22 protein-coding genes and 1 tRNA gene are annotated in these 24036 nt (G+C 63.5%); 16 read left to right on the top strand and 7 right to left on the bottom strand.

Annotated features, from left to right (window positions below):
* Positions 1-12: 12 nt before the first annotated feature.
* Positions 13-2421 (top strand): phenylalanine--tRNA ligase subunit beta, encoded by a 2409-nt coding sequence (gene pheT / locus ABEB22_RS04740; protein ID WP_406870940.1) that lies wholly within the window; start codon positions 13-15, stop codon positions 2419-2421.
* Between the two features lie 143 nt (positions 2422-2564).
* Positions 2565-2834 carry a DksA/TraR family C4-type zinc finger protein gene (locus tag ABEB22_RS04735; protein WP_406870939.1) on the top strand — a complete coding sequence of 90 codons (270 nt, stop codon included), beginning with the start codon at positions 2565-2567 and terminating at the stop codon, positions 2832-2834.
* Here ABEB22_RS04735 and ABEB22_RS04730 read toward each other — a convergent pair whose 3' ends face one another.
* The 4 genes from ABEB22_RS04730 to putA form a co-directional block, all read right to left on the bottom strand.
* On the bottom strand, positions 2835-3191 hold the full coding sequence (locus ABEB22_RS04730) for a VOC family protein (protein ID WP_339114021.1): 357 nt from the start codon (positions 3189-3191) through the stop codon (positions 2835-2837).
* 43 nt (positions 3192-3234) lie between these two features.
* Positions 3235-3930 carry a YafY family protein gene (locus tag ABEB22_RS04725; protein WP_350936604.1) on the bottom strand — a complete coding sequence of 232 codons (696 nt, stop codon included), beginning with the start codon at positions 3928-3930 and terminating at the stop codon, positions 3235-3237.
* Positions 3927-4307, bottom strand: coding sequence for a GFA family protein (locus ABEB22_RS04720; protein WP_406870938.1), 381 nt, complete (start codon positions 4305-4307; stop codon positions 3927-3929). The genes ABEB22_RS04725 and ABEB22_RS04720 overlap by 4 nt, the downstream gene beginning before the upstream one ends.
* Before the next feature lie 87 nt (positions 4308-4394).
* Positions 4395-7790, bottom strand: a complete 3396-nt coding sequence (putA, locus tag ABEB22_RS04715) for a bifunctional proline dehydrogenase/L-glutamate gamma-semialdehyde dehydrogenase PutA (RefSeq protein ID WP_406870937.1) — start codon at positions 7788-7790, stop codon at positions 4395-4397.
* Between the two features lie 108 nt (positions 7791-7898).
* On the opposite strand from putA, the gene ABEB22_RS04710 reads away from it, so the two are divergent.
* On the top strand, positions 7899-8378 hold the full coding sequence (locus ABEB22_RS04710; protein WP_339114025.1) for an Lrp/AsnC family transcriptional regulator: 480 nt from the start codon (positions 7899-7901) through the stop codon (positions 8376-8378).
* Here the strand turns inward: ABEB22_RS04710 and ABEB22_RS04705 are convergent.
* Entirely contained in the window at positions 8362-8775 is a 414-nt protein-coding gene (locus ABEB22_RS04705) for an META domain-containing protein (protein WP_406870936.1), read from the bottom strand. The genes ABEB22_RS04710 and ABEB22_RS04705 overlap by 17 nt on opposite strands.
* A 188-nt stretch (positions 8776-8963) precedes the next feature.
* On the opposite strand from ABEB22_RS04705, the gene ABEB22_RS04700 reads away from it, so the two are divergent.
* The 8 genes from ABEB22_RS04700 to ABEB22_RS04665 all read left to right on the top strand — a co-directional run bounded on the left by ABEB22_RS04700 (position 8964) and on the right by ABEB22_RS04665 (position 14897).
* Positions 8964-9428, top strand: a complete 465-nt coding sequence (locus ABEB22_RS04700) for an Lrp/AsnC family transcriptional regulator (RefSeq protein WP_339114027.1) — start codon at positions 8964-8966, stop codon at positions 9426-9428.
* Positions 9429-9531: 103 nt separating this feature from the next.
* Positions 9532-11490 carry a heme lyase CcmF/NrfE family subunit gene (locus ABEB22_RS04695; RefSeq protein ID WP_406870935.1) on the top strand — a complete coding sequence of 653 codons (1959 nt, stop codon included), beginning with the start codon at positions 9532-9534 and terminating at the stop codon, positions 11488-11490.
* 9 nt (positions 11491-11499) lie between these two features.
* Positions 11500-11964: a cytochrome c-type biogenesis protein gene (locus ABEB22_RS04690; RefSeq protein ID WP_339114029.1), complete on the top strand. Its 465-nt coding sequence runs from the start codon at positions 11500-11502 to the stop codon at positions 11962-11964.
* 52 nt (positions 11965-12016) lie between these two features.
* A tRNA-Leu gene (locus tag ABEB22_RS04685) sits at positions 12017-12099 on the top strand.
* A 123-nt stretch (positions 12100-12222) separates the two neighbouring features.
* Positions 12223-13011 carry an exodeoxyribonuclease III gene (locus ABEB22_RS04680; protein ID WP_339114030.1) on the top strand — a complete coding sequence of 263 codons (789 nt, stop codon included), beginning with the start codon at positions 12223-12225 and terminating at the stop codon, positions 13009-13011.
* Between the two features lie 84 nt (positions 13012-13095).
* On the top strand, positions 13096-14013 hold the full coding sequence (gene trxA, locus ABEB22_RS04675) for a thioredoxin (RefSeq protein WP_406870934.1): 918 nt from the start codon (positions 13096-13098) through the stop codon (positions 14011-14013).
* A gap of 27 nt (positions 14014-14040) precedes the next feature.
* Positions 14041-14679 (top strand): LON peptidase substrate-binding domain-containing protein, encoded by a 639-nt coding sequence (locus ABEB22_RS04670; RefSeq protein ID WP_339114032.1) that lies wholly within the window; start codon positions 14041-14043, stop codon positions 14677-14679.
* A 59-nt stretch (positions 14680-14738) separates the two neighbouring features.
* Entirely contained in the window at positions 14739-14897 is a 159-nt protein-coding gene (locus ABEB22_RS04665; protein ID WP_339114452.1) for a Trm112 family protein, read from the top strand.
* Here ABEB22_RS04665 and ABEB22_RS04660 read toward each other — a convergent pair.
* A complete protein-coding gene (locus tag ABEB22_RS04660; RefSeq protein ID WP_406871122.1) occupies positions 14894-16120 on the bottom strand; it encodes a UbiH/UbiF/VisC/COQ6 family ubiquinone biosynthesis hydroxylase in 1227 nt (408 codons plus the stop codon). The genes ABEB22_RS04665 and ABEB22_RS04660 overlap by 4 nt on opposite strands.
* Positions 16121-16244: 124 nt before the next feature.
* On the opposite strand from ABEB22_RS04660, the gene ABEB22_RS04655 reads away from it, so the two are divergent.
* The 4 genes from ABEB22_RS04655 to ABEB22_RS04640 all read left to right on the top strand — a co-directional run bounded on the left by ABEB22_RS04655 (position 16245) and on the right by ABEB22_RS04640 (position 22922).
* Positions 16245-17564 carry an amidase gene (locus tag ABEB22_RS04655; RefSeq protein WP_406870933.1) on the top strand — a complete coding sequence of 440 codons (1320 nt, stop codon included), beginning with the start codon at positions 16245-16247 and terminating at the stop codon, positions 17562-17564.
* A gap of 120 nt (positions 17565-17684) precedes the next feature.
* Positions 17685-18863: an aminotransferase class I/II-fold pyridoxal phosphate-dependent enzyme gene (locus ABEB22_RS04650; RefSeq protein ID WP_406870932.1), complete on the top strand. Its 1179-nt coding sequence runs from the start codon at positions 17685-17687 to the stop codon at positions 18861-18863.
* A gap of 13 nt (positions 18864-18876) precedes the next feature.
* Positions 18877-22230: a DNA translocase FtsK 4TM domain-containing protein gene (locus tag ABEB22_RS04645; RefSeq protein WP_406870931.1), complete on the top strand. Its 3354-nt coding sequence runs from the start codon at positions 18877-18879 to the stop codon at positions 22228-22230.
* Between the two features lie 89 nt (positions 22231-22319).
* Positions 22320-22922, top strand: coding sequence for an outer membrane lipoprotein carrier protein LolA (locus ABEB22_RS04640; protein ID WP_339114036.1), 603 nt, complete (start codon positions 22320-22322; stop codon positions 22920-22922).
* 9 nt (positions 22923-22931) lie between these two features.
* On the opposite strand, the gene ABEB22_RS04635 is transcribed toward ABEB22_RS04640, so the two are convergent.
* On the bottom strand, positions 22932-23513 hold the full coding sequence (locus ABEB22_RS04635) for a lytic transglycosylase (RefSeq protein WP_339114037.1): 582 nt from the start codon (positions 23511-23513) through the stop codon (positions 22932-22934).
* A 191-nt stretch (positions 23514-23704) separates the two neighbouring features.
* Between ABEB22_RS04635 and hspQ the strand changes: the two genes are divergently transcribed.
* Positions 23705-24031 (top strand): heat shock protein HspQ, encoded by a 327-nt coding sequence (gene hspQ / locus ABEB22_RS04630; RefSeq protein ID WP_339114038.1) that lies wholly within the window; start codon positions 23705-23707, stop codon positions 24029-24031.
* Positions 24032-24036: the final 5 nt, after the last annotated feature.

The raw sequence follows: 24036 nt of genomic DNA, 5'->3' as shown, positions 1-24036 counted from the left end.
AAGGGTTGACCCATGAAATTCACGCTGAGCTGGCTGAAAGAGCATCTGGACACCGAGGCAAGCCTTGACGAGATCCTCTATGCACTGACCGATCTGGGACTCGAGGTGGAAGAGGTCATCGACCCCGCCTCCAAGCTGGCCAGCTTTACCATCGCCAAAGTGGTCCATGCCGAGCAGCACCCTGATGCCGACCGCCTGCGTGTGTGCCGAGTGGCCACCGACGAGGGCGAGACACAGATCGTCTGTGGCGCGCCCAATGCCCGCGAAGGTATCACCGTTGTTCTGGCCAAGCCTGGCGATTACGTGCCCGGCCTCGATGTGACCCTGTCGGTCGGCAAGATCCGTGGCGTGGAGAGCTTCGGCATGATGGCCTCCGAGCGCGAGCTGGAGCTGTCGGACGAGCATAACGGCATCATCGAACTGCCCTCGGGCGAGGTCGGCCAGAAATTCGTCGACTGGCTGGCGGTGAACAATCCCGCGGCGGTCGATCCGGTGATCGATATCGCGATCACCCCGAACCGCCCCGATGCACTCGGCGTGCGCGGGATCGCACGCGATCTGGCCGCGCGCGGCTTGGGCAAGCTGAAGCCGCTGGTGGTGACGCCGGTTGCGGGCAGCTTCGACAGCCCCGTCTCCGTGTCGATCGACGCGGGACTGAAATCCAAGGGCTGCCCCTATTTCGCAGGTCGCGTGATCCGTGGCGTGAAAAACGGCGAGAGCCCCGACTGGCTGAAAAAGCGCCTCGAGGCGATCGGGTTGCGTCCGATCTCGGCGCTGGTCGATATCACCAACTATTTCACCTTCGACCTGAACCGCCCGCTGCATGTGTTCGATGCCGCCAAAGTGGCCGGTGGCCTGCGTATCGAGCCCGCCAAGGGGGGCGAGAGCTTTGCCGCGCTCGACGAGAAAACCTATACCCTGCGCGAAGGCCAGATGGTGATCGTTGATGACAATGGCGTCGAGAGCCTTGCCGGTGTGATGGGCGGAGCGGCCTCGGGCGCCGAGTTCGAGACCGTCGATGTGTTCCTCGAATCCGCCTATTGGGACCCGATCACCGTGGCGGCCACGGGCCGTGCGCTGAAGATCAATTCCGATGCGCGCTACCGGTTCGAGCGCGGCGTCGATCCGGCCTTCACGCTGGACGGGCTGGAGCTGGCCACGCAGATGGTGCTCGACCTGTGCGGCGGCGAGGCAAGCCATGTGGTGTCCGATGGCGCGATGCCGCAGGTGGAGCGCGCTTACAAGCTCGACCCCGCCCGCGTGATCAGCCTTGTGGGCATGGAAATCCCCGAGGCGACCCAACGCGCAACGCTCGAGGCGCTCGGTTTCACGCTGGATGGTGATATGGCGACCCCGCCCAGTTGGCGTCCCGATATTCTTGGCGAGGCCGATCTGGTCGAGGAAGTGGCGCGTATCGCCTCGCTCTCGCAGCTGGAAGGCAAGCCGATGGCGCGCGAGACCGCAGGTGTCCCCGAGGCCATTCTCACGCCGCTTCAGCGCCGCGAGAAGATGGCACGTCGCACCATTGCGGGCGCGGGTTACAATGAATGCGTGACCTATAGCTTCATCGATGCGGCCTCCGCCACGCTGTTCGGCGGCGGTCAGGACGCGACGAAGCTGCAGAACCCGATTTCCTCCGAAATGACCCATCTGCGCCCCGACCTGTTGCCGGGGCTGCTGCAGGCCGCATCCCGCAATCAGGCGCGCGGGGCGGGTGATCTGGCGCTCTTCGAGGTTGGCCCCGCCTTCACCGGCGGCGAGCCGGGCGAGCAGCATCTGCAGGTTGCGGGGCTTCTGGTGGGCCAAGCAGGCCCGCGTGACCCCTTCGGCTCGCGCCGTCCGGTGGATCTTTACGATGCCAAAGCCGATGCCGAGACCGTGTTGGCGGCCATCGGTGCGCCCGCGCGGGTGCAGATCAACCGCAAACTCGCTGGCTGGTGGCACCCCGGTCGGTCGGGTGTGATGGCGCTCGGGCCGAACGCGCTCTGCGCCTTTGGCGAGATCCATCCCAAGGTTCTGCGCGAGATGGGCGTGAAAGGTCCGGCGGTGGCCTTCACCATCTGGCTGGAAAATGTGCCCTTCCCGAAAGCCAAGGGCCCCTCGCGTCCGGCGCTCGAAATGTCCGACCTGCAGGCGGTCGAACGTGACTTCGCCTTTGTCGTGGATGCCAAGACCGAGGTCCTGACGGCGGTAAATGCAGCCTTGGGCGCGGATAAGGCGCTGATCGAGGCGGTGAATGTCTTCGACCAGTTCACCGGTTCGAAAGCGGAAGAACAGATGGGGGCGGGCAAGAAGTCCATCGCCCTCAGCGTCCGCCTGCAGCCGCGCGAGAAGACCCTGACCGATAAGGATATCGAGGCGGTTTCCGCCAAGATCATCGACAAGGTCACCAAAGCGACCAAAGGCAGCCTGCGCAGCTGATCCTTTTTGCAACATTGATCGACGCCCCTGCCTTTGGCGGGGGCGTTTTTATGTCGATATTCGAACATCGGGTGTCTGCCGCAGGCCTGCGCCCTTGAGCCACGCCCCTATCCTGACCATCTTGAGTGCAGGAGGTATCCGCCATGGCAGGAGGATGGGCCCGCGACGGGGCCGTGAACGAACAGATCGAGGCGTCGGTTCAGGACGAACTGGCCCGCATGCGCCAGCGCCGCGGTCCTGTGGGCGAGAGCGCCGAATTCTGCGTGGAATGCGACGAGCCGATCCCCGAGGCGCGGCGCAAGGCCATTGCGGGTGTGAAGCTCTGCGTCGACTGTCAGGACGGGCATGATACCCGTCGGGCAAATCGCGGCGGGATGAACCGCCGCGCGTCGAAGGACAGCCTGCTGAAGTGATCAGGCGGCCAGCGCATAGGGCCGCAGACGGTGGCCATCCGGATCGGCGATCATGAAACTGCGGCCAAAGGGCAGGTCTGTCGGTGCCATCAGGACAGGGCCGAGCGTCTGCCAGCGGAGGAACTCTCCCTCGAGATCCCCGGCCTCGCATCTGAAGCCGATCTCGCAGCCTCCGGTCTGACCATTGGGGGCAGGCATGACATTGCCCGTCTGCCAAAGCCCCAGCGTCTGTCCGTCGGGCAGGAGGAACAGCGCGAAAAGATCGCGTTGCTCGACGGGCTTCTGGCCGAAAACCGCCTCGTAAAAAGCGCAGGACCGCGCGATATCGCTGACATAGAGAAAGAGGGTGGTTCGCATGATGTGCTCCTTGTGAATGGAGCCTTCCTAGCGTGCCCCTGTGTCAGTTTCTGTCAGCAGCCATCAGCCCATGTGCGCGGCGCCAGTCATCGAACAGTTTCTTGCGCGGCGGGCGGTAGGTCGCGCCCGTGGCGGTTGCCGCCATGATCCGGTCGGTGCGGAAACTGCGGAAATCCCCGCGCAGCTCGCACCAGCCGAGGAGCACGCGCGACTGGTCGAAAAACGCCAGAGCGACCGGCCAGATCACCCGCTCGGAGAGGGCGCCCTCGCCCGTGCGATAGGTGATGCGCAGCTTCTGCTGCTGGCGGATCGCCTGACGCAGCGCGTCCGATCTGACCTGATCGGGGGCAGGGCGCGGGCCACCCACCACCAATGTGGTGAGGTCCATCTCGGTGCGCAGCGCAGGCGGCACCACGGCGCGCAGCCGCGCGAGCGCGCTTTCGGCCGCGCGTGCCATATCTTCGTCGCCCTTGGTCGCCAGCCAGCGCGCGCCCATTACTAGCGCCTCCAGTTCCTCGACCGGAAATGTCAGCGGCGGCAACAGGAACCCTTCACGCAGAACATAGCCGAGGCCCGCCTCGCCTTCGATCGGCGCGCCTTGGCCCTGAAGGCTTGCAATATCACGGTAAAGCGTGCGCAGGCTGATGCCCAATTCCTGCGCCATAGCGACGCCCGTGACGGGATGGCGATGGCGGCGCAGGATATCCAGAAGCTGGAGCAGCCGCTCGGAGCGGGTCATCTGTCAGAGGGATGATTGATGCCGTCCACCCACGGGATCGGCTCCCAGTCGCGCGGGTTCACGCCTTCGATGGCGCCGAGATTGACGCCGTATTGGGTGGGGTCGGAGCGGCGGCGGTGATGGGTATAGACCCCGCAGGTCTTGCAGAAATAATGCACCGCCGTGTTGGTGTTGAACTGGTAGACGGTCAGGTTCTCCTCGCCCTGTGTGACCGTCAGATCATCGAGTTTCACCGAGACCGCCGCGGCGCCGCGTCTGCGGCAGAACGAGCAGTCGCAGCGCCGGGCGGTGTTCAATCCGTCAGCTAGGACGATGTCGAGTGTCACGGCGCCACAATGGCAGCTGACGGTTTGCGGGGCTTTGGGGTCGACGATCATGGGTGGCTCCTCCGGTTCGGTCCAGAGTAGCCCGCATCAGGGGGGCTGCAAGTAAAATGGCCTCCCGCGAGGGGAGGCCATCTGTGGTTATTTGGCGCCTGCCGAGGCCAGAAGCTGGGCATTGCCGCCCGCTGCCGTGGTGTCGATGCAGATATGGCGCTCGTGCCAGACATGGCCCACATCGGGATGGCCGGTGATCAGCGCGAGGATCGGGCCGTCACGACGGGCGAGCGCCTGCGCATATTTGCGCGCCTCTTCCGGCTTGCCCCAATAGAGCGCGCCCGAGATGCCGCGTTTCGCGGTCAGCCCGTCAGGCGTCACATTGGTCGCGACCTCGGCCACACCGCCAAGCGCCTCGACGGCGGCTTTCTGGTTGCGGGCATCCTCGGCGCTGGGGCCCATGCACAGCAGCGGCGCGCGGGCATGCAGCGTCAGGCGGTTCGACTCGCCCGTGGGCCCCGGAAGCGAGCGCGCCTCTTGTGGCTTGTCCGAGGGGGCGGAGGTGGTGAAGCGCCACAGATAGTCGGGGCCGCCCGCCTTGGGGCCGGTCCCCGAGAGCCCCTCGCCACCGAAGGGCTGGCTGCCCACGACCGCGCCCACTTGGTTGCGGTTGACGTAGATATTGCCGCAATGGATGCGGGTGGTGACTTCCTGCACGCGATTGTCGATGCGGGTATGCAGCCCGAAGGTCAGCCCGTAGCCCGTGGCATTGACCGCATCGACCACCTTATGCAGCTCGTCGGATTTGAAGGTCGCGATATGTAGCACCGGGCCGAAGATCTCGCGCGTCATCTCTTCGATGCCGTTCACACGAATGGCGACTGGGGCGCAGAAATGGCCTTGTGCGGGAGCGCCGATCTCCTTCAGGACACGGCCCTCGGCGCGCGCGGTCGCGACGTGGTCGCGGATGATGCCTGCGGCCTCATCGTCGATGACGGGGCCCACATCGGTGTCCAGATCCCACGGGTTCTCCACCGACAGCTCGTCCATCGCGCCGAACAGCATCTCTTGAATGGTCGGCGCGATATCTTCCTGCACATAGAGGCAGCGCAGGGCCGAGCAGCGTTGGCCTGCCGACTGGAAGGCCGAAACGAGGATGTCGCGCACCGCCTGTTCGGGCAGGGCGGTAGAATCCACGATCATCGCGTTCAGACCACCGGTTTCCGCAATCAGCGGTGCGCCGGGGTCCATCGTATCGGCCATAGCCTTGCGGATGATCTTGGCGGTCTCGGTGGAGCCGGTGAAGGCCACGCCATTGATCCGCGCGTCCGAGGTCAGGCGCGCGCCCACCGTGGCACCATCGCCGGGCAGAAGTTGCAGCGCCTCGCGCGGCACACCGGCCTCATGCAGGAGTTTCACGGCGAGGGTCGCGATGATCGGCGTTTGCTCGGCGGGTTTGGCCAGCACGGCATTGCCGGTGGCCAGAGCAGCCGCCACTTGCCCGGTGAAGATCGCCAGCGGGAAGTTCCACGGGCTGATGCAGGCGAAGATGCCACGCGCCTGCGCATTCATCGGGATGTTATGGGCATAGAAGTGCAGGAAATCGACCGCTTCGCGCAGTTCGGCCACAGCATCGAGCTGGATCTTGCCGGCCTCGCGGGCGAGTGCCGCAAACAGCTCGCCGTAATGCGCCTCGTAAAGCGCGGCGGCACGGTTGAGCACCTCGGCACGCTCGGTCTCGGAGGCGGTCCAAGGCTGGGCTGCGGCAAGGGCGGTCTCGACATCGGCTTCCGAGGCATTAAGCACCTGACCGATCACCTCGCCGCTTGCGGGGTTGAGCGCGGCCACGGCGGCCAGCGGCTGGACGGTGCCTGCGATCAGCGGGTGAGCCTCGAAACGGGCGGTCTTGAAGGGCGCACGGGCGGCATCAATGGTGGCCAGAGCCTCGCGCTCGGTCAGATCGAAGCCCGTCGAGTTCTTGCGGGTGCCGAACAGGGCCTCGGGCTTGCGCAGGATCGGGTTTTCCACATGGCGGGTGGTCTCGACCTGCGCGAAGGGGCAGGCGGCCACTTCCTCGGGGGTCACATCCTCATCGACGATCTGGTTCACGAAGCTGGAATTCGCGCCGTTTTCCAGCAGACGACGCACCAGATAGGCCAGCAGGTCGCGATGCGCGCCGCAGGGTGCATAGATCCGGCAACGGGTCTTCAGATCGCCCAGCACGATATCATGCAGACGCTCGCCCATGCCATGCAGGCGCTGGAACTCGAAATTGCGGCGGTCTTCGCCCTCGGTCATTTCCAGAACGGCGGACACGGTATGCGCGTTATGGCCGGCAAATTGCGGATAGATGCGGTCGCGCAGGCTCAGCAGTTTGCGGGCATTGGCGATATAGCTGACATCGGTCGAGGCCTTGCGCGTGAAAACGGGGAAATCCCTGAGCCCCATTACCTGCGCGCGCTTCACTTCGGCATCCCAATAGGCGCCCTTCACCAGACGGACCATGATCTTGCGGTCGTGGCGGCCCGCCAGATCGTATAGCCAATCGAGCGCCTGTGCGCAGCGGCGGCCATAGGCCTGCACCACCACGGCAAAGCCGTCCCACCCCGCAAGCGAGGGATCGGCCAGAACCGCCTCGATCACCTTGAACGACAGCGTCATGCGGTCGACTTCTTCGGCGTCGACGGTGAAGCTCATATCGGCGGCGGCGGCCTTTTGCGCCAGACGCAGCACGACCGGCACCAGCTCGGCCATCACGCGCTCTTCCTTGGCGATCTCGTAGCGCGGATGCAGCGCCGAGAATTTCACCGAGATGCCCGGGTTGTCATAGAGGTGACCCTTGCGGCAGTTGGTGGCGATGGCGTCGATGGCGTTCGAGTAATCTTCCTCGTAGCGCTTGGCGTCCTTCATGGTGCGGGCGGCCTCGCCCAGCATGTCATAGCTGTAGGAATAGCCCTTGGCTTCCTGTTTCTTGGCGCGTTGCATCGCGGAATGGATGGTCTCGCCCAGCACGAACTGGCGGCCCATCTCCTTCATCGCGCGGCCCACGGCCTTGCGGATCACCGGCTCGCCCAGACGGCGGATCGCGCCGCGCAGATGGCCTGCCATCCCCGGCGGGCGGTCGTCGAGCACCTTGCCCGTCAGCATCAGCCCCCAAGTCGAGGCATTGACCAGCGGCGAAGCGGAATGGCCCAAGTGCTTGCCCCAATCCGAGGGCGCGATCTTGTCTTCGATCAGCGCATCCATCGTATCGGCATCGGGCACGCGCAACAGCGCCTCGGCCAGACACATCAGCGCGATGCCTTCCTCGGTCGAGAGACCATATTCCGCCAGAAACACTTCCATCAGGCCCGGACGGCTATCGGCGCGGATGCGGCGCACCAGCTCGGCCCCGCGTGCGGTGATCTTGGCCCGTGCGGCCTCATCCAGCGCGGCCTGTGCGATCAGACGGTCCAGAAGGGGTTCTTCGGGTTGCAGGGTCAGGGCGTCGATCTGGCGCAGATCCAGTGCCGGTTCGGCGAGGGGAGATGAAATTTTGGTCATGGCGGGCCTCGAACAAGGGATTTGATCCACAGTAGCGCGAATATGCCTTTTGTTTTGCCTATTGATTGGTGATTATTGGACGAAGAAACCAAAGATAAGCAAATTGACATGCCAAATGATCTGCCGGATCTCGATAATTACGACCAGAAGATTCTCGCGGCCCTTTCCGAGGAGGGCCGGATCTCGGTGACCGAACTGGCCCGCCGTGTCGGGCTGACTAAAACGCCAGTGCAGGCACGGATGAAGCGGCTCGAGGAACTGGGCGTGATCAAGGGCTATCGCGCCGTGCTCAGCCCGATCCGGATGGGGCTGAGCCATGTGGCTTTTGTCGAGGTGCGGCTTCTCGATACGCGCGAGGTTTCGCTGGCGGCCTTCAACCGCGCGGTGCGTGCGCTGCCCGAGGTGGAGGAGTGCCATATGATCGCGGGCGGGTTCGATTACCTGCTGAAGGTCCGCACCCGTGATATCTCCGATTACCGGCGCGTGATGGGCGAGAAGATCTCGGCGCTGCCGCATGTGTCCTCGACCACGACCTATGTCGCAATGGAGACGGTGATGGATGCCTCCGCGATTAGTCCGCAGGTCTGACCGCGGTCATCACCGTTTCACCATCCGCCTGCAGGGCGATTCCGTCCGCCGTAGGGAGGACCCCATCCACACGGCCAAGAGCCGTATGGAACGCCTGTTCGATCTGCATCTGCGGGGCGGGGCACATCATGCGGGTGCCAACAAGCGCCCCGATATGCAGCTTGCCCGCGCGGGCCTCGACCGGCGCGCTGTAGCGGTTGCATCCCGAACGCCCCGCGATCTGTCCCGTCTCGGCGCGCAGGAGCGTGACGTCGGCGCTCTCCGGCACGGGGCTCCCGCCGATCTGCGTGATCTGCCATGTTTCTCCCACGACCAGCGGCGCGAGCGGATCGGCGGCAGGCGTGCTCTGGCAGGCGGCGAGAGGGAGGAGGAGAAGGGCGGTCAGGACAGGGCGCATGGAGGCTCACTCCGGTTGAACAAGACGGGTCGGGGCAGGCTAGATCCGGCAGCGGGGGAGGGGAAGAGAATTAGCTTGCTTAATGCTCGTAAATTCAGCAGATACGCCGCGTAAGAAGTCCTGCTTGTGCAAGGACAGCCCGCGAATGCGGTGTCTGTTGCAAAATCCATAAGACCCCGAGGTGGTTCATGAAAGGTGAGAGCGTCCATACGGATCCGCTCGACGAGACGGATCGTCGTCTGATTGCGGCACTGCGTCGCGATGGTCGCGCGGCGGTGTCCGAACTGGCGATCCAGCTCAATCTGTCGCGTGCCACGGTGCGCTCGCGGATCGAGAAGATGGTCGCGCGCGGCGAGATCACCGGTTTTTCGGTGACCACCCGTTCGGATGCGCCGCAGGCGGCGGTGCGGGGCATCATGATGCTGGAGATCGATGGCCGCCAGACCGATCAGATCGTGCAGAACCTGCTGGGCCTGCCATTGGTGCAGGCGGTGCATACCACCAATGGCCAATGGGATCTTCTGGTCGAAGTCGGAGCGCCCGCTCTGCCGGAATTCGATGACCTTCTGCTGGTGATCCGCGCCTTTGACGGGGTGCGCCGCAGCGAGACCAGCCTGCTTCTGGGGACGCATCGCCCGACCGCCCTCGGATAGGCGGCGCGTATTTCAACCCTGCATTCGCGGTTGTGATCTGTCGGGTGCTTTCCCTGACCATGCGTGAGCGGTAAGGTGCCCGCGCAATAGGAGGCCCCCGCGTATGATTGCCGAGCTCGGTCATTTCACCCTCATTCTGGCGCTGTTCGTCGCCATTATCCAATCCGTCGTGCCGATGATCGGGGCGCAGAAGAACTGGCGCGGCTGGATGGCGGTGGCTGGGCCGGCGGCGACCGTGCAGTTTTTGCTGATCGCGACCTCGTTCTTCGCGCTGACCTATGCCTTTGTCGTGTCGGATTTCTCGGTCTCGCTGGTCTACCAGAACAGCCATACCGACAAGCCGATGCTCTATAAGATCTCGGGCGTCTGGGGGAACCACGAGGGCTCGATGCTGCTATGGGTGCTGATCCTGTCGCTCTTCGGGGCGGCGGCGGCATGGTTTGGCGGCAATCTGCCCGCGCGGCTGCGCTCGCGGGTGCTGTCGGTGCAGGGGCTTATCGGGGTGGCCTTCCTGATCTTCATCCTCTTCACCTCCAACCCCTTCCTGCGCATGGCCAATCCGCCGATGAACGGGCGCGGCATGAACCCGCTCCTGCAAGATCCGGGCTTGGCCTTCCACCCGCCCTTCCTCTATCTGGGCTATGTCGGGCTCTCGATGGCCTTCTCCTTTGCGGTGGCGGCCCTGATCGAGGGGCGCGTGGATGCGGCATGGGCGCGTTGGGTGCGCCCGTGGACGCTGGCGGCGTGGATTTTCCTGACTGTCGGTATCGCGCTTGGCTCCATGTGGGCCTATTACGAGCTGGGCTGGGGTGGTTTCTGGTTCTGGGATCCTGTGGAAAACGCCTCCTTCATGCCGTGGCTTCTGGCGGCGGCGCTTCTGCATTGTGCCATCGTGGTGGAAAAGCGCGAGGCGCTGAAAAGCTGGACGATCCTTCTGGCGATTCTGGCCTTCGGCTTCTCGCTGATCGGGACCTTCATCGTCCGCTCGGGTGTCATCACCTCTGTGCATAGCTTTGCCAATGACCCGCAGCGCGGCATCTATATCCTCATCATTCTGGGCATCTTCATCGGCGGGGCGCTCACGCTTTATGCCTTCCGTGCGGGGGCGATGCAGGCGCGCGGCGTGTTCTCCCTGCTCTCGCGCGAGAATGTGCTGGTGCTCAACAATATCCTTCTGGCGATTGCCGCGCTCGTGGTCTTTGTGGGCACGATCTGGCCTCTGGTGGCCGAAATGTTCTGGGGCCGCAAGCTGTCGGTGGGCGCGCCCTTCTTCGACAAGAGCTTCACGCCCTTCTTCATCGCGCTGGCGCTGATCCTGCCGGTGGGGGCGATGATGCCGTGGAAACGCGCCAAGATGGGTCGGGTGCTGCGGCCGCTGATCCCCGTGCTCGTGCTGGCACTGGCGATTGCGGGGCTGGCCTGGACCTTCGAGACCGGACGCTCGATGATGGCGCTGATCGCGACCTTCCTTGGCGCATGGATCATTCTGGGGGCTATGGCCGAGCTGTGGCAACGCGCGGGCCGCACGCCCGCCCGCCTGACCCGCCTGCCGCGCGCCGATTGGGGAAAATCGCTGGCGCATTCGGGGCTTGCCGTCACCATCATGGGCGTTGGTCTTCTGACCGCGGGCCAGACCGAGGATATCCGCGTGGCCCAGATCGGCCAGCCTTTCGAGGTCTCGGGCTACCAGATCTCGCTCGACGAGGTGCACCGCCGCCAAGGCCCCAACTATACCGCGACCACCGCCACCATGACCGTCAAACGCGGCGGCGATATCGTGACCGTGCTGCATCCCGAGAAGCGGGTCTTCCCGACCGAGGGCATGCCCACCACCGAGGCCGCGATCCATACCGGCTTCCTGCGCGATATCTATCTGGTGATCGGTGATCCGCAGGAGGATGGCGGCTGGGCAGTGCGCACCTATATCAAACCCTTCGCGATCTGGATCTGGGGCGGCGCGATCATCATGGCGCTTGGCGGGCTTCTCAGCCTGTCGGACCGCCGCTACCGCGTGGCGGTGGGTGCGCGCAAACAGGCCGTGGCAGCCACTCCGGCGGAATGAGGTAGAGCGATGATCCGTAAGGTCTTTCTGGTTCTTTCCCTGATCCTAGTGCAATCTGTGTCGGCCCTGGCCGTCCAGCCCGACGAGATGCTGTCCGATCCGGCGCTCGAGGCGCGTGCCCGCGATCTCAGCGCCGAGCTGCGCTGCCCCGTCTGTCAGGGCGAGAATATCGACGATTCCAATGCCGCCGTGGCGCGCGATCTGCGCGTTCTGGTGCGCGAGCGTCTGGTGGCGGGGGATACCGACCAGCAGGTGCTCGATTATGTCGAGGCGCGCTATGGCGAATATGTCCTGTTCTCGCCACAGGCGACGGGGGTCAACCTGATCCTCTATTTCGCAGCTCCCGTGATCTTCCTGCTGGCGCTTGGCGGGGTATTCGTCTGGGTGCGCCGTCGCAACCGCGCAAAGGACGCCGGACCCGAGGCGCTTAGTGTCGAGGAAAAGGCACGTCTGGACGAAATTCTGCGGGGGTAACCGCGCCTGCCTCTTGCGCGGGGTGGGCGTTTCGCTTAGCGAAGGCGTCGTTGCGGGCGTGGCGGAATGGTAGACGCATGGGACTTAAACTCCCTGGGGCCTAGGCCCATACCGGTTCGAGTCCGGTCGCCCGTACGGTTTCCCCACGATATGCAAAAGACGATGCCCCTGCCGTCTTCCCCCTTGTGCTTCCAGCCTTTCGCCTTGCGCCCGATCCCCGTTATCGCCACTATCCGCGCGCGTTAAACGGAGACGATCATGAGTTTTACCCTTGCCACCTGGAACATCAATTCGGTCCGCCTGCGCGAGGGGCTGGTCTCTCGTCTGATGCAGGAGGAGGCACCCGATGTGCTGTGTCTGCAGGAGTGCAAGAGCCCTGTGGACAAGATCCCCTTCGAGACCTTCCGTGCGCTGGGATACGAGCACATGGTTGCCCGTGGCCAGAAAGGCTATAACGGCGTCGCGATCTTCTCGAAGATCCCGATGGAGGAAGCGGGCGCCGAGGATTACGCCAATCTGGGCCATGCCCGCCATATCGCGGGACGACTGGCCAACGGCGTGACAGTGCATAATTTCTATGTGCCGGCAGGGGGCGATGTGCCCGACCGCAGTGTGAACGAGAAATTCGGCCAGAAACTCGATTTCCTGACCCATATGCGCGACGAATTTGCCGCCCGCGCGCCCGAGCGCGCCATTCTGGTGGGCGATCTCAACATCGCGCCGCGCGAGGATGATGTCTGGTCGCACAAGCAGCTTCTCAAGATCGTCAGCCACACGCCCGTCGAGGTCGAGCATCTGGCCGATGTGATGCAGGCGGGCAACTGGGTGGATGTGACCCGCAAGGATATTCCCGACGGGCTTCTCTACAGCTGGTGGAGCTACCGCGCGAAGGACTGGGATGCCGCCGACAAGGGACGCCGTCTGGACCATATCTGGGCCACCGCCGATATCGCGGGCGCGGCGTCCGGCTCGCGGATCCTGCGCGATGTGCGCGGCTGGGAGCAGCCCTCCGATCACGCGCCGGTCTTCGCGACCTTCGATCTTTAATTTCGTTCCGGCGGCAAGCGCCCCTTGGCGGGACGCTGCCTTGGACGCATATAGAAACCGACAGAACTCCGAAAGGAAGACAGCATGCTCGGCAATGACATTATCGGGGGCGGAACCGCTCCGGCCACAGACCTGATCAAAGACGTAACCGAAGCCGATTTCATGGCAGAGGTGATCGAGAAATCGCAGACCGTTCCGGTGATCGTCGATTTCTGGGCGCCGTGGTGCGGGCCGTGCAAAACGCTCGGTCCGGCGCTGGAGGCGGCGGTAACCAAGGCCAAGGGCGCTGTGGTCATGGCCAAGGTCAATGTGGACGAGAACCAGATGATCGCCAGCCAGCTGCGCATCCAGTCGATCCCGACGGTCTATGCCTTCTATCAGGGCCAGCCAGTTGACGGCTTCCAGGGCGCGCTTCCCGGCTCGGAGATCGAGAAATTCGTGACCAAGATCGCAGAGATGGGGCCGGGCGCCGATAACGGTCTGGCCGATGCGATTGCGGCCGCCGAAGAGATGCTGTCCGAGGGGGCAGCGGAAGACGCGGCCGAGACCTTTGCCGCCATTCTCGAAGAAGAGCCCGAGAATGCCGAGGCCTTTGGCGGGCTGATCCGCGCGCATGTTGCGGCAGGTCAGCTGGATCAGGCGCAGGCCGTGGCCGAAGGTGCCTCGCCCGCACTGGCCAAGGCCGCGCCCGTCGAGGCCGCAATCGCCCAGCTGGCACTGGCGCGGCAATCGGCCAATGCCGGTCCGCAGGCCGAGCTGCAGGCGCAGGTCGATGCCGATCCGTCCGACCATCAGGCGCGGTTCGATCTGGCGCAAGCCCTGTTTGCGGCAGGCAATGCCGAAGGCGCGATCGACCAGCTTCTGGAGCTGTTCCGCCGTGACCGTGAATGGAACGAGGGGGCGGCCAAAACCCAGCTTCAAACCATTTTCGAGGCGCTCAAACCCAATGATCCGCTGGTCTCCAAAGGCCGCCGGAAACTCGCATCGATGATATTTGCTTGATGCGCGTTTCGGCCTAACTGGTGGCTCATGTATAACCTCATCGACCTGCCCGATGCCATTCCGCTCTTCCCGTTGCCCGGGGCGCTTCTGCTGCCTCGGGGAACCTTGCCCCTGCATATCTTCGAGCCGCGCTATCTGCAGATGATCGAGGATTGCCTGAAGACGCCCGAGCGGCTGATCGGAATGATCCTGCCGCGCGAGCATGGCGAGGAGGCCGAGCTGGCGCCCATCGGCTGCGCTGGCCGTTTGACCGGATTCTCGGAGACCGAGGACGGGCGTTACCTGATCACGCTGACAGGTGTGTCACGCTTCCGTCTGATGGGCGCGCGGGACGGCTTTACCCCTTATGTGGTGGGCGAGGTCGACTGGGAGGAATTTGCTGGCGACCTGCGCGGGCCCGAACATGATGCCGGGCTCGAACGCGAGAGCTTCTTCCGGATCCTGAGCCGTTTCTTCGAGGCCAATGGCATGGAGACGGATTGGGACAGTCTCGAGGATGCCGAGGACGAGCTGCTAATCAACTCGCTCTCGATGCTGATGCCGCTTTCGCCCGAAGACAAGCAGGCGCTTCTGGAGACGCCCAACCTGACGGTGCGTCGCGAAACCCTGCTGACGCTGATCGATTTCGCCCTGCGTAGCGGGGATGGCGAGGAAAGCCTGCAGTGAGCGAGCCCGAGGACAATCCCGACCGCGTTGCCCCTGAACGTCCGGCCTTTGACCGCCGGATGCTCGAGGTGCTGGTCTGTCCGCTGACCCATGCGATCCTGCTTTATGATGCGCAGGCGCAAGAGTTGATCTCGAAACCGGCCAAGCTGGCCTTCCCGATCCGTGGCGGTATCCCGATCCTCATTCCGTCCGAGGCGCGCGAACTCGAGGCCGATTAAAGCGGCTCGCCTTTCAGAAGGCGCGGCAATGGTCCGCCGAGGCCCGCCGCCTGTGCCATGAACCCGCGACGCAGGCCGGGGAGGGCCTGAACGACCCCCATTCCCAGCTGACGCCCGAGTTTCAGGATCGGATTATGGTTGGAAAACAGTCTGTTGACCGTATCCATCCCCAAGGCGAGCGAGGTGGAATCGAACCGCCGCCAGCTTTGATAATCCTCGAGCACATTCAGCGCTCCGATATCGTCGCCACGCCGGTGCGCATCCACCAGCACCTGTGCCAGCGCTGCCACATCGCGCAGCCCGAGGTTCAGCCCCTGTCCCGCAATCGGATGCACGCCATGTGCCGCGTCCCCCACCAGCGCGATCCGCGTCTGGACATAGGATTTGGCAAGCGTCAGGTTCAGCGGATAGCTGAAGCGCGGCCCCGCGAGCGAAATCTGGCCCAGAAAGTTCCCGAACCGTGGGCGCAGGAGGCCCAGAAAATCGCCATCTGACAGTCCGTTGAGCGTCTCGGCATTCTCGCGTGTCTCGCTCCACACGATGGAGGAGCGGTTGCCGGTCAGCGGCAAGATCGCCAGAGGACCCGTCGGCATGAAATACTGGTGCGCGATACCGTGATGCGGTTTTTCATGGGCAATGGCGGCCACCAGCGCGGTCTGGCCGTAATCCCAGCCCTCGCGGGCAATTCCCGCACGCTCGGCCACGCCGGATTTGCGGCCATCCGCCCCCACGAGAAGGCGGGCGGTGAGGCTCCGGCCATCCGACAGGGTCGCGGTGACATGGCCCGCGTCGACCTCCTGTCCGGTGACCGAGGTCGCGGGGATCAGCGTGATATCGGGTTCCGCCTCCATCGCGTCGTGCAACGCGCGCGACAGGTAGCGGTCCTCGAGCATCCAGCCCACGGGGGACTGGTCCGTCTCGCGGGAGTCGAAATGCAGGAAGAAGGGGGCGGCCCCTTCGCCGGCATGACCGTCCGAGGCCTTTACATCCATCATCGGCTGCGCATCGGGCGCCAGCCCTGCCCAGAGGCCCAGCCCCTTCAGCAGGCGCTGCGAGGCTGTAGCCAGCGCATAGGCCCGCCCGTCAAAGCCCAGATCGGCCCGCGCCCGTGCAGGCGTCGCATCGACCACAGTCACGCGCAGCCCCGCTTGGGCGAGGGCCAGCGCCAAGGTGGGGCCGTTGAGCCCGCCACCGGAGATGAGGATATCGCAATCGGTTTTCATGCCGCTAAATATGGCGTTTTCGCGCGGCTTGTCCATTCCCTGTGCATGATTGATCTAAGCCCCATTGTCAGAACGATAAAATCGGGGCTAGCCTTGCGGGGTTGATGATTGGAGAGCCAGTGTGATGACCTCGACACGTTATCTGCCTGCTGCGGAACAGGGCCGTCTGATTGCGGCGGGTATGCTGGATCCGGTGGCACAGGTGGAGTTGTATCTTGAAACTGCGGCAGGGCGCGACGGGCGGATGGCCTTTACCCGCCTGACCCCCAATCGGGCGCGGTTCGAGGCGATGGCCGCGCGCACCCGCACCAAGGTAGGGCAGGGGCGCTCCCGGCTCGACGGGGTGGCGATCAGCTGGATGGACAGTTTCGATAGCGCGGGGCGGGTGAGCGAGGCTGGCACGCGGCTGTTTGCAGGGCGGGTGCCCGAGTGTGATGCCGCTGTTCTGGCGCAGGCAAGTGCTGCGGGCGGCGTCTGTCTGGGCAAGACCCAGATGACCGAGCTGGGGATTGATCTTCTGGGAGTAAATTCCATCGGGGTGACCCCGCCCAACCGCTATGACCCGACGCGGGTAACGGGGGGCGGGGCCTCGGGGGCGGCGCTTTCGGTCAATCTGGGGCTTTGTGCGATGGCTGTGGGTATGGATGGTGGCGGTGGTGTGCTTGTGCCTGCGGCATGGAACGATCTGGTGGGGTTCCGGCCCAGCATCGGGCGGTTGCCGCAAGCGGGAATGGTCTGCGCCACGCAGTTCGACACGCCCGCGCTCATGGCGCGTCGCGTGGAGGACTGTGCCGAGGGGCTGGCTCTGATCGAAGGCGGGCGCGCGCCGGATCTGCGCGGGGCCACCCTGTCGGGCGCGCATTTCCTGCTGCTGGAGGGGCCGGTCTATGATGATGCCGACCCCGCCTGCCTCGAGGCGACCAGCAAGGCGCTCGGGGTCCTGTCGCGGGCGGGGGCACGGATTACGGCGCAAAGCCCGCCGGTCGTCGAGGCGCTGATGGGGCTGTGTTTTCTGATCGAAACCGAGATCCATGCCTGCTGGCAGGCACTGGCGAGTGCGAATCCGCTGAAAGTCACGCCGGATCTGATGCGTGTCTTCGAGAAGGCAGGCGGGGTCACGGCGGAGCGCTATCTACAGGGAATGCGCCAGCTGCAGGAGCTGCGGCGGGTTTGGGGCAGGCTGGTTTCGGGCTATGACGGCGTGATCATGCCGAGTGTCGCGCAGCTGCCGCCCACCTATGATAGCCTCTTGATAGATCACGATTTATTCACGACGCAACGGAAGCTGGCCTGCCGGAATGCCCGTTTGGCCGCGCTCTCGGGCGGACCAGCCATCACCTTGCCGACAGGGCAGGACATGGTCGGGCTAAGCCTGCTTGGGCAAAATGGGCATGACGAAAAACTTCTCTGCGTCGCGGCGGCGGTGGAATCGGCTCTTGGCTGAAATGCCACAATCCTGAGGCGACCGCGCCCCTCTCTTGCCATGATCTAGACAGGTGATGTGGTTTTTGGGTAACGTCGTCCCGAACGGGGCGATAAATGACTCCGGCAGATGAGGCACATAATGGATTATCCCGAGCGGTTCTCGAACCTGCCCGAATACGCGTTTCCGCGTTTGCGGACGCTGCTCGATTCCCACCAGCCGGGCGGGGAAGTGATCAACATGACCATCGGCGAGCCACGGCATGCAATGCCTGGGTTTGTGGGGGATGTGCTGGCAGCCTCTGTGGCCGAGTTCGGCAAATACCCTGCCAATAATGGCACGCCCGAGCTGTTGTCGGCGATTTCCGCATGGATCAAGCGCCGCTATGGCGTGGAGGTCGGGGACGACCGGATCATGGCGCTCAATGGCACGCGCGAGGGGCTGTTCAACGCGCTTCTGGCGCTTTGCCCCGAAACGAAGGGCGGCAAGCGACCCGCCGTGCTGATCCCGAACCCGTTCTATCAGGTCTATGCCATCGCCACGATGATGGTCGGCGCAGAGCCGGTGTTTGTGCCCGCGACCAAGGAAACGGGCTATATGCCCGATTACCGTTCGCTGCCGCCCGAGGTGCTGGATCGCACGGCGATCGCCTTCATCTGTTCGCCGGCCAACCCGCAGGGCGCCGTGGCCTCGCGCGCGTATCTGGCCGATCTTCTGGCGCTGGCCGAGAAACACGATTTCCGCGTCTTCGCCGATGAGTGCTATTCCGAGCTTTACCGCCACGATCCGCCCCCCGGCCTGATTGAGGTGGCGCAGGAGGTGGGGGCCGATTCCGAGCGGGTGGTGATCTTCCATTCGCTCTCCAAGCGCTCGAGCCTGCCGGGACTGCGGTCGGGATTTGTGGCTGCAGGGCCCAAAAGCATGTCCTATATCCGTCAGCTGCGGGCCTATTCGGGTGCGCCACTGCCGCAGCCGCTTCAGCGGGTGGCGGAGAAAGTCTGGGCCGACGAGGACCATGTGGTCGAGAACCGCAGGCTCTACCAAGAGAAATTTGACGATGCGGCCGTGGTGTTTGACGGTATCAATTCGGTCGCCATGCCGGAGGCGGGGTTCTTCCTGTGGCTTCCGGTCGAGGATGGCGAGGCCGCCGCTATGAAACTTTGGCGCGAGACGGGCGTTCGGGTGCTTCCGGGCGGCTATCTTTCGCGTGACGTCGCGGGCGAAAATCCCGGCAGATCCTATATCCGGGTGGCTCTGGTCGCCCCGAGAGAAGAAACGCAGCGGGGGCTGATCAGGCTCCGCGATTGCCTTTACCTTTGAGGACGAGCAGCAGATGGCATTGTATCAGATGAGACAGCGCGACCCCCTTCTCGACCAGAATACGCAGGCTCTTCTCGAGCGTCGCGGTAAGGAACTCGCCGGAGCGGGCCTGATCGTTCTGGCGGCGCTGCTGACCATGATGCTTGCCAGCTATTCGCCAGAAGATCCCAGCTGGATGGCCGCCACAGATGGCGAGGTCCATAACTGGCTGGGCCGGATCGGTGCGGGCCTTGCCTCGCCGCTCTATGTGATCTTCGGGCGCGGTGCGTGGCTGCTGCCGGTTTCGGCGGCGCTCTGGGGGGTGCGGTTCATGACCCATCGTGGCGAGGAACGCGCTCTGCCACGGCTGATCTTCCTGCCGATTGCGATTGCGGTCTCCTCGGTCCATGCGGCGCTTCTGGTGCCCGGCGCCGAATGGACGGCGAATTTCGGGCTTGGCGGCCATTTCGGCGATATGATCGCGGGAATGATGCTGGGCATCGTCGGGGCCTCGGCGTTTGTTGTGAAATTCCTGTCGCTGGTCTTTGTGGCGCTGAGCATCGCGATGACGCTGTTTGTCACCGGTTTCATCAAGCCGGAGCTGCAGAATATCCTGCGGTTCCTGCTGCTGGGGTTGCTGGCGATCTATGACACGATCATGCGGATGGTCGGGCAGGGGGCTTCGGCCTCCGTGCTGGCGGCACGGGGTGCCGCCGAGCGCCACCGTTCGCGCCGCGCCGAAGCGCAGGCCCATGCCGAGGAGCTGGCCGCATGGGAGGCGCAGCAGGAATATCAGGCCGAAGCGGTGGCCCGCCCTGCGCGCCGCGTGGCATATCAGGAACCCGTATTCGAGGAAGAGGACGAGGTTCTTTATGACGAGGAACCCTATCAGGAGCCGCCACGCGGCAATTTCCTGACGCGGATTATCCGCCCCACGGACACGATGCCCGAGCCGCAGTTGGAGCCCGAGATTGTCGATTTCGGGTATGACGACTTGCGTGCCGAACCTGCCGAAGCCCCGAGCCCCGACAGGATCAAGGCGCGTATTGCCGAGGCAGTGCACCAGCGCCGTCAGGCCCCGCCCGCGCCGCGCGTGCAGCGCAGCGCCCCGCAGCGTTATGCGGAGCCCGAACTGAAAGAGGTCGAATCCTATGAGCCGGCACGTCCCGAGGCCCCGCGCTCGGTGATGGCCGCCGTTGCCCGCCGCCTGGCACGTGGGCCTAAACCGCGCGAGCGTGTCGAACCGCAGCTGAAGGCAGAACCTGCGCGGATCGAGCCGCCGCTTCGCGCCGAACCGCGCTATATGCCGCGCTTCGGCGGGGCACATGCCGGTGCCGAGGCGCCCGTTTATGCCGCGCGGCCCGAGGAGGTCTCGCAGGCTCGCTCCCGTCTGATGGCCGAGCCGCGCAATGAGTTCGCGAAGCAAGATCAATGGCTTGATCAGGGCTACCATATGGACGAGGTCGAAGAGGCCGAGCCGCAAGGATTCGAGCCCTTCGATGTGGATGCCTTTGGCGAGCTGGACGAGAGCTATGGCAGCGCCCGCGTGTCGCCCGAGCCGGAAGAGGAGCCGCGTGCGCGTTTCTCGGCTCCTGTCGAGCCCTATGACGCCCCCCAGGATGAGCCAGAAGAGACCGATATGTCTGCGGCCACCTATCGCACCATCCAGCGCGGTGAGGCCTATGCCGAAGATGCGACGCTCAGCGGCGACGATCATGACGAGATGGAGGATCTTGCCCCGATCGCAGCCGAACCCGCCCGTCCTGTGGCAGTCGAGGCGCCGATGGCCAATGCCCGAACTGTGGCACAGGGCGAGAGTCTGAACCGCAGCGCGATCCAGAAGCCTGCGAAAATGCCGCCTGCGACCCATGCGAATTACGAGATGCCGCCGATCAACCTGCTGACCGATCCGGCCTCGATCCCGCGTCACCAGCTGCCCGACGAGCAGCTGGAAGAAAATGCCCGCCAGCTGGAAAACGTGCTGGAGGATTACGGTGTGAAGGGCGAGATCGTGTCGGTCCGTCCGGGTCCGGTGGTCACCATGTACGAGCTGGAACCGGCGCCGGGCCTGAAGGCCAGCCGCGTGATCGGTCTGGCTGATGATATCGCGCGTTCCATGTCGGCGCTCTCGGCGCGTGTGTCCACCGTGCCGGGCCGGACGGTGATCGGGATCGAACTGCCCAATGACCATCGCGAGAAGGTCGTGCTGCGCGAGATCCTGACGGCGCGTGATTTCTCGGATGGCAATATGCGCCTGCCGCTGGCGCTGGGTAAGGATATCGGCGGCGAGCCGGTTGTAGCAAACCTTGCCAAGATGCCCCACCTGCTGATCGCGGGGACCACGGGGTCGGGGAAATCTGTGGCGATCAACACGATGATCCTGTCACTCCTCTACCGCCTGACGCCGGATGAGTGCCGTCTGATCATGATCGACCCGAAGATGCTGGAACTGTCGGTCTATGACGGCATTCCGCATCTGCTGTCTCCGGTCGTGACCGACCCCAAGAAGGCCGTAGTGGCACTGAAATGGGTCGTGGGCGAGATGGAAGACCGCTATCGCAAGATGTCCAAGATGGGCGTGCGCAATATCGAGGGCTATAACGGCCGCGTGAAAGAGACGCTGGCCAAAGGCGAGATGTTCAAGCGCACCGTGCAGACCGGTTTTGACGAAGAAACCGGCGAGCCGATCTTCGAGACCGACGAGTTCCAGCCCGAGCCCTTCCCCTATATCGTCGTCATCGTCGACGAGATGGCCGACCTGATGATGGTCGCGGGCAAGGAGATCGAGGCCTGCATCCAGCGTCTGGCGCAGATGGCGCGGGCCTCGGGCATCCACCTGATCATGGCCACCCAGCGCCCCTCGGTGGATGTGATCACCGGCACGATCAAGGCAAACTTCCCCACGCGGATCTCCTTCCAGGTGACCTCGAAAATCGACAGCCGCACCATTCTGGGCGAGCAGGGCGCCGAGCAGCTGCTGGGCATGGGCGATATGCTCTATATGGGCACCGGCTCGCGTCTGAACCGCGTCCACGGCCCGTTCTGCTCGGATGAAGAGGTTGAGGAGGTGGTCAACCACCTGAAATCCTTCGGGCCGCCCAGCTATATGTCGGGTGTGGTCGAGGGGCCGGAAGATGATAAAGCCTCCGATATCGACGCGGTGCTGGGCCTCAATACCGGTGGCAATACCGGCAATGAGGATGCGCTTTACGATCAGGCGGTGCAGATTGTGGCGAAGGATCGCAAATGCTCGACCTCCTACATCCAGCGCAAACTGGGCATCGGCTACAATAAGGCCGCGCGTCTGGTGGAGCAGATGGAGGAAAATCATGTGGTCTCCTCGGCCAACCATGTCGGCAAACGCGAGATCCTGATCCCCGAGGCCTGAGCGGCTTTCTGCTGAACTGTGATGAACGCCCCGCGCAAGTTGATTGCGTGGGGCTTTTCCTTTTTCAAAAAGCGCCTAAATTCTCGTCTATGAACATACTTCGCTTCGCGCTTGCGCCCGTCCTCGCCCTGTCTCTTGCCGTGCCGGCATTTGCCGATGCGATCCCGCTTGGGACTTTGTCCAGTTATCTCAACAGCCTGCAATCGGCGTCGTCCAAGTTTACACAGGTAAACTCCGACGGCTCGATCTCGACGGGCACGATCTATATCCGCCGTCCGAATCGCGTTCGGTTCGAATATGACAATGACAACACGCTGGTGCTGGCTTCGGCCGGTCAGGTGGCGATCTTCGATCCGAAGTCGAATATGGGCCGGCCAGAACAGTATCCGCTGTCCAAAACGCCTCTGAGCCTTATTCTGGCGGCGGATGTAAATCTGGCGAAATCGGGTATGGTGACCAGCCACACCTCCGATGGCACAAAGACCACTGTCACCGCACATGATCCGCAGCATCCGGAATATGGCAATATCCAGATGGTTTTCACGGATGGCCCGACGCAGCTGCGCCAATGGGTGATCACCGATAATGCGGGAGCGAAGACCACCGTCATCCTCAACGGGCTTCAGAACGGTAAGGCGCTGGCGCCGTCGGTCTTCTCGATCAATCAGGAAATCAGCCGCCGAGGCGGCTGAGCTCTTTCGTTACAGTCGACCACAAGAAGCAAGCTGCGCGCGATACATCAGCGCGCGGCTTTGCACTTTTCGGGCCACGGCCAGAAGCCACGGCTTGGATTTGTGGCTGCCACGCGAATAGCCGCCACGCCCTTCATGATAGGCGAGATACTGGTTCATCGCATCGGTCTTCGGAATACCGAGGCTCTTTGTCGTGCCGTCCATATACCAACCGATGAAATCGGTCGCGTCCTGAATACGGTTGCGTCTTGCACCGCGGCTGCCGCCCTGCGCGCGATATTCCTCCCAAGTGGCATCAAGGGCCTGGCTGTAACCATAGGCCGAACTCTGACGGCCGAGGGGAATCACACCCAGAGCGTATTTGAACGGGGTTTTTGCATTGCCGACGAACCGCGATTCCTGATGGATCGTGGCCATCTGCACATAGACGGGAACACCCCAGCGCGATTCGGTGCGTTTCATGGCCCGGAAATAGGCAGGCCGCTCACGCGACAGGGCGCATGCGTCGTCTAGATTTTGTGGCGCCTGGTAGTTGCCCCCACCACAGGAGGCGACCAGAAGGGCCAGCGCCAGAAAGGCGAATTTCTTCATACTGCTCTTGCCTGATTTTTGCTCTCGTTTTGTCGTTAATTGTATCTGAAAATGCCCCAAACGAAAATCACAAAGCCTATCAGCGAGCCTTCTGCACCAATAATACAGATTGTTTCCTGCGAATTTGTGGAAAAAGCCCTAGTTTCTTTGTAGAAGCATTAAGAAATCGAAAAGACTAGGGAAGGGCGAACATGTTTGCCACTCAAGCCAAATTCCATATCGGGCAGGTTTTGCGCCACCGTAAGGACTCGTTCCGTGGTGTGGTCTTCGATGTCGATCCGACTTTTGCGAATTCGCAGGAGTTCTATGACGCAATCCCCGAAGACAGCAGGCCGACAAAGAATCAGCCCTACTACCATCTGCTCGCAGAGACGGATGATGATTATTACATCGCCTATGTCTCCGAACAGAACCTTCTGGCGGATCAGACTGGCGAGCCTGTGGAGCATCCGGACCTGCCGGATCTCTTTGGCGAGTTTGCCGATGGAGCCTATCCTCTGCAATTCCAGATGAACTGAGCCGG

It is taken from the genome of Thioclava sp. 'Guangxiensis' (assembly GCF_045348365.1).
In the GTDB taxonomy this organism is placed as follows: Bacteria; Pseudomonadota; Alphaproteobacteria; order Rhodobacterales; family Rhodobacteraceae; genus Thioclava; species Thioclava kandeliae.
This window is presented reverse-complemented; position numbering and strand designations above follow the sequence as displayed.

Coding starts and splice junctions, on each gene's coding strand:
- pheT (WP_406870940.1), top strand. CDS start 13: ATGAAATTCACGCTGAGCTGGCTGAAAGAGCATCTGGACACCGAGGCA.
- ABEB22_RS04735 (WP_406870939.1), top strand. CDS start 2,565: ATGGCAGGAGGATGGGCCCGCGACGGGGCCGTGAACGAACAGATCGAG.
- ABEB22_RS04730 (WP_339114021.1), bottom strand. CDS start 3,191: ATGCGAACCACCCTCTTTCTCTATGTCAGCGATATCGCGCGGTCCTGC.
- ABEB22_RS04725 (WP_350936604.1), bottom strand. CDS start 3,930: ATGACCCGCTCCGAGCGGCTGCTCCAGCTTCTGGATATCCTGCGCCGC.
- ABEB22_RS04720 (WP_406870938.1), bottom strand. CDS start 4,307: ATGATCGTCGACCCCAAAGCCCCGCAAACCGTCAGCTGCCATTGTGGC.
- putA (WP_406870937.1), bottom strand. CDS start 7,790: ATGACCAAAATTTCATCTCCCCTCGCCGAACCGGCACTGGATCTGCGC.
- ABEB22_RS04710 (WP_339114025.1), top strand. CDS start 7,899: ATGCCAAATGATCTGCCGGATCTCGATAATTACGACCAGAAGATTCTC.
- ABEB22_RS04705 (WP_406870936.1), bottom strand. CDS start 8,775: ATGCGCCCTGTCCTGACCGCCCTTCTCCTCCTCCCTCTCGCCGCCTGC.
- ABEB22_RS04700 (WP_339114027.1), top strand. CDS start 8,964: ATGAAAGGTGAGAGCGTCCATACGGATCCGCTCGACGAGACGGATCGT.
- ABEB22_RS04695 (WP_406870935.1), top strand. CDS start 9,532: ATGATTGCCGAGCTCGGTCATTTCACCCTCATTCTGGCGCTGTTCGTC.
- ABEB22_RS04690 (WP_339114029.1), top strand. CDS start 11,500: ATGATCCGTAAGGTCTTTCTGGTTCTTTCCCTGATCCTAGTGCAATCT.
- ABEB22_RS04680 (WP_339114030.1), top strand. CDS start 12,223: ATGAGTTTTACCCTTGCCACCTGGAACATCAATTCGGTCCGCCTGCGC.
- trxA (WP_406870934.1), top strand. CDS start 13,096: ATGCTCGGCAATGACATTATCGGGGGCGGAACCGCTCCGGCCACAGAC.
- ABEB22_RS04670 (WP_339114032.1), top strand. CDS start 14,041: ATGTATAACCTCATCGACCTGCCCGATGCCATTCCGCTCTTCCCGTTG.
- ABEB22_RS04665 (WP_339114452.1), top strand. CDS start 14,739: ATGCTCGAGGTGCTGGTCTGTCCGCTGACCCATGCGATCCTGCTTTAT.
- ABEB22_RS04660 (WP_406871122.1), bottom strand. CDS start 16,120: ATGAAAACCGATTGCGATATCCTCATCTCCGGTGGCGGGCTCAACGGC.
- ABEB22_RS04655 (WP_406870933.1), top strand. CDS start 16,245: ATGACCTCGACACGTTATCTGCCTGCTGCGGAACAGGGCCGTCTGATT.
- ABEB22_RS04650 (WP_406870932.1), top strand. CDS start 17,685: ATGGATTATCCCGAGCGGTTCTCGAACCTGCCCGAATACGCGTTTCCG.
- ABEB22_RS04645 (WP_406870931.1), top strand. CDS start 18,877: ATGGCATTGTATCAGATGAGACAGCGCGACCCCCTTCTCGACCAGAAT.
- ABEB22_RS04640 (WP_339114036.1), top strand. CDS start 22,320: ATGAACATACTTCGCTTCGCGCTTGCGCCCGTCCTCGCCCTGTCTCTT.
- ABEB22_RS04635 (WP_339114037.1), bottom strand. CDS start 23,513: ATGAAGAAATTCGCCTTTCTGGCGCTGGCCCTTCTGGTCGCCTCCTGT.
- hspQ (WP_339114038.1), top strand. CDS start 23,705: ATGTTTGCCACTCAAGCCAAATTCCATATCGGGCAGGTTTTGCGCCAC.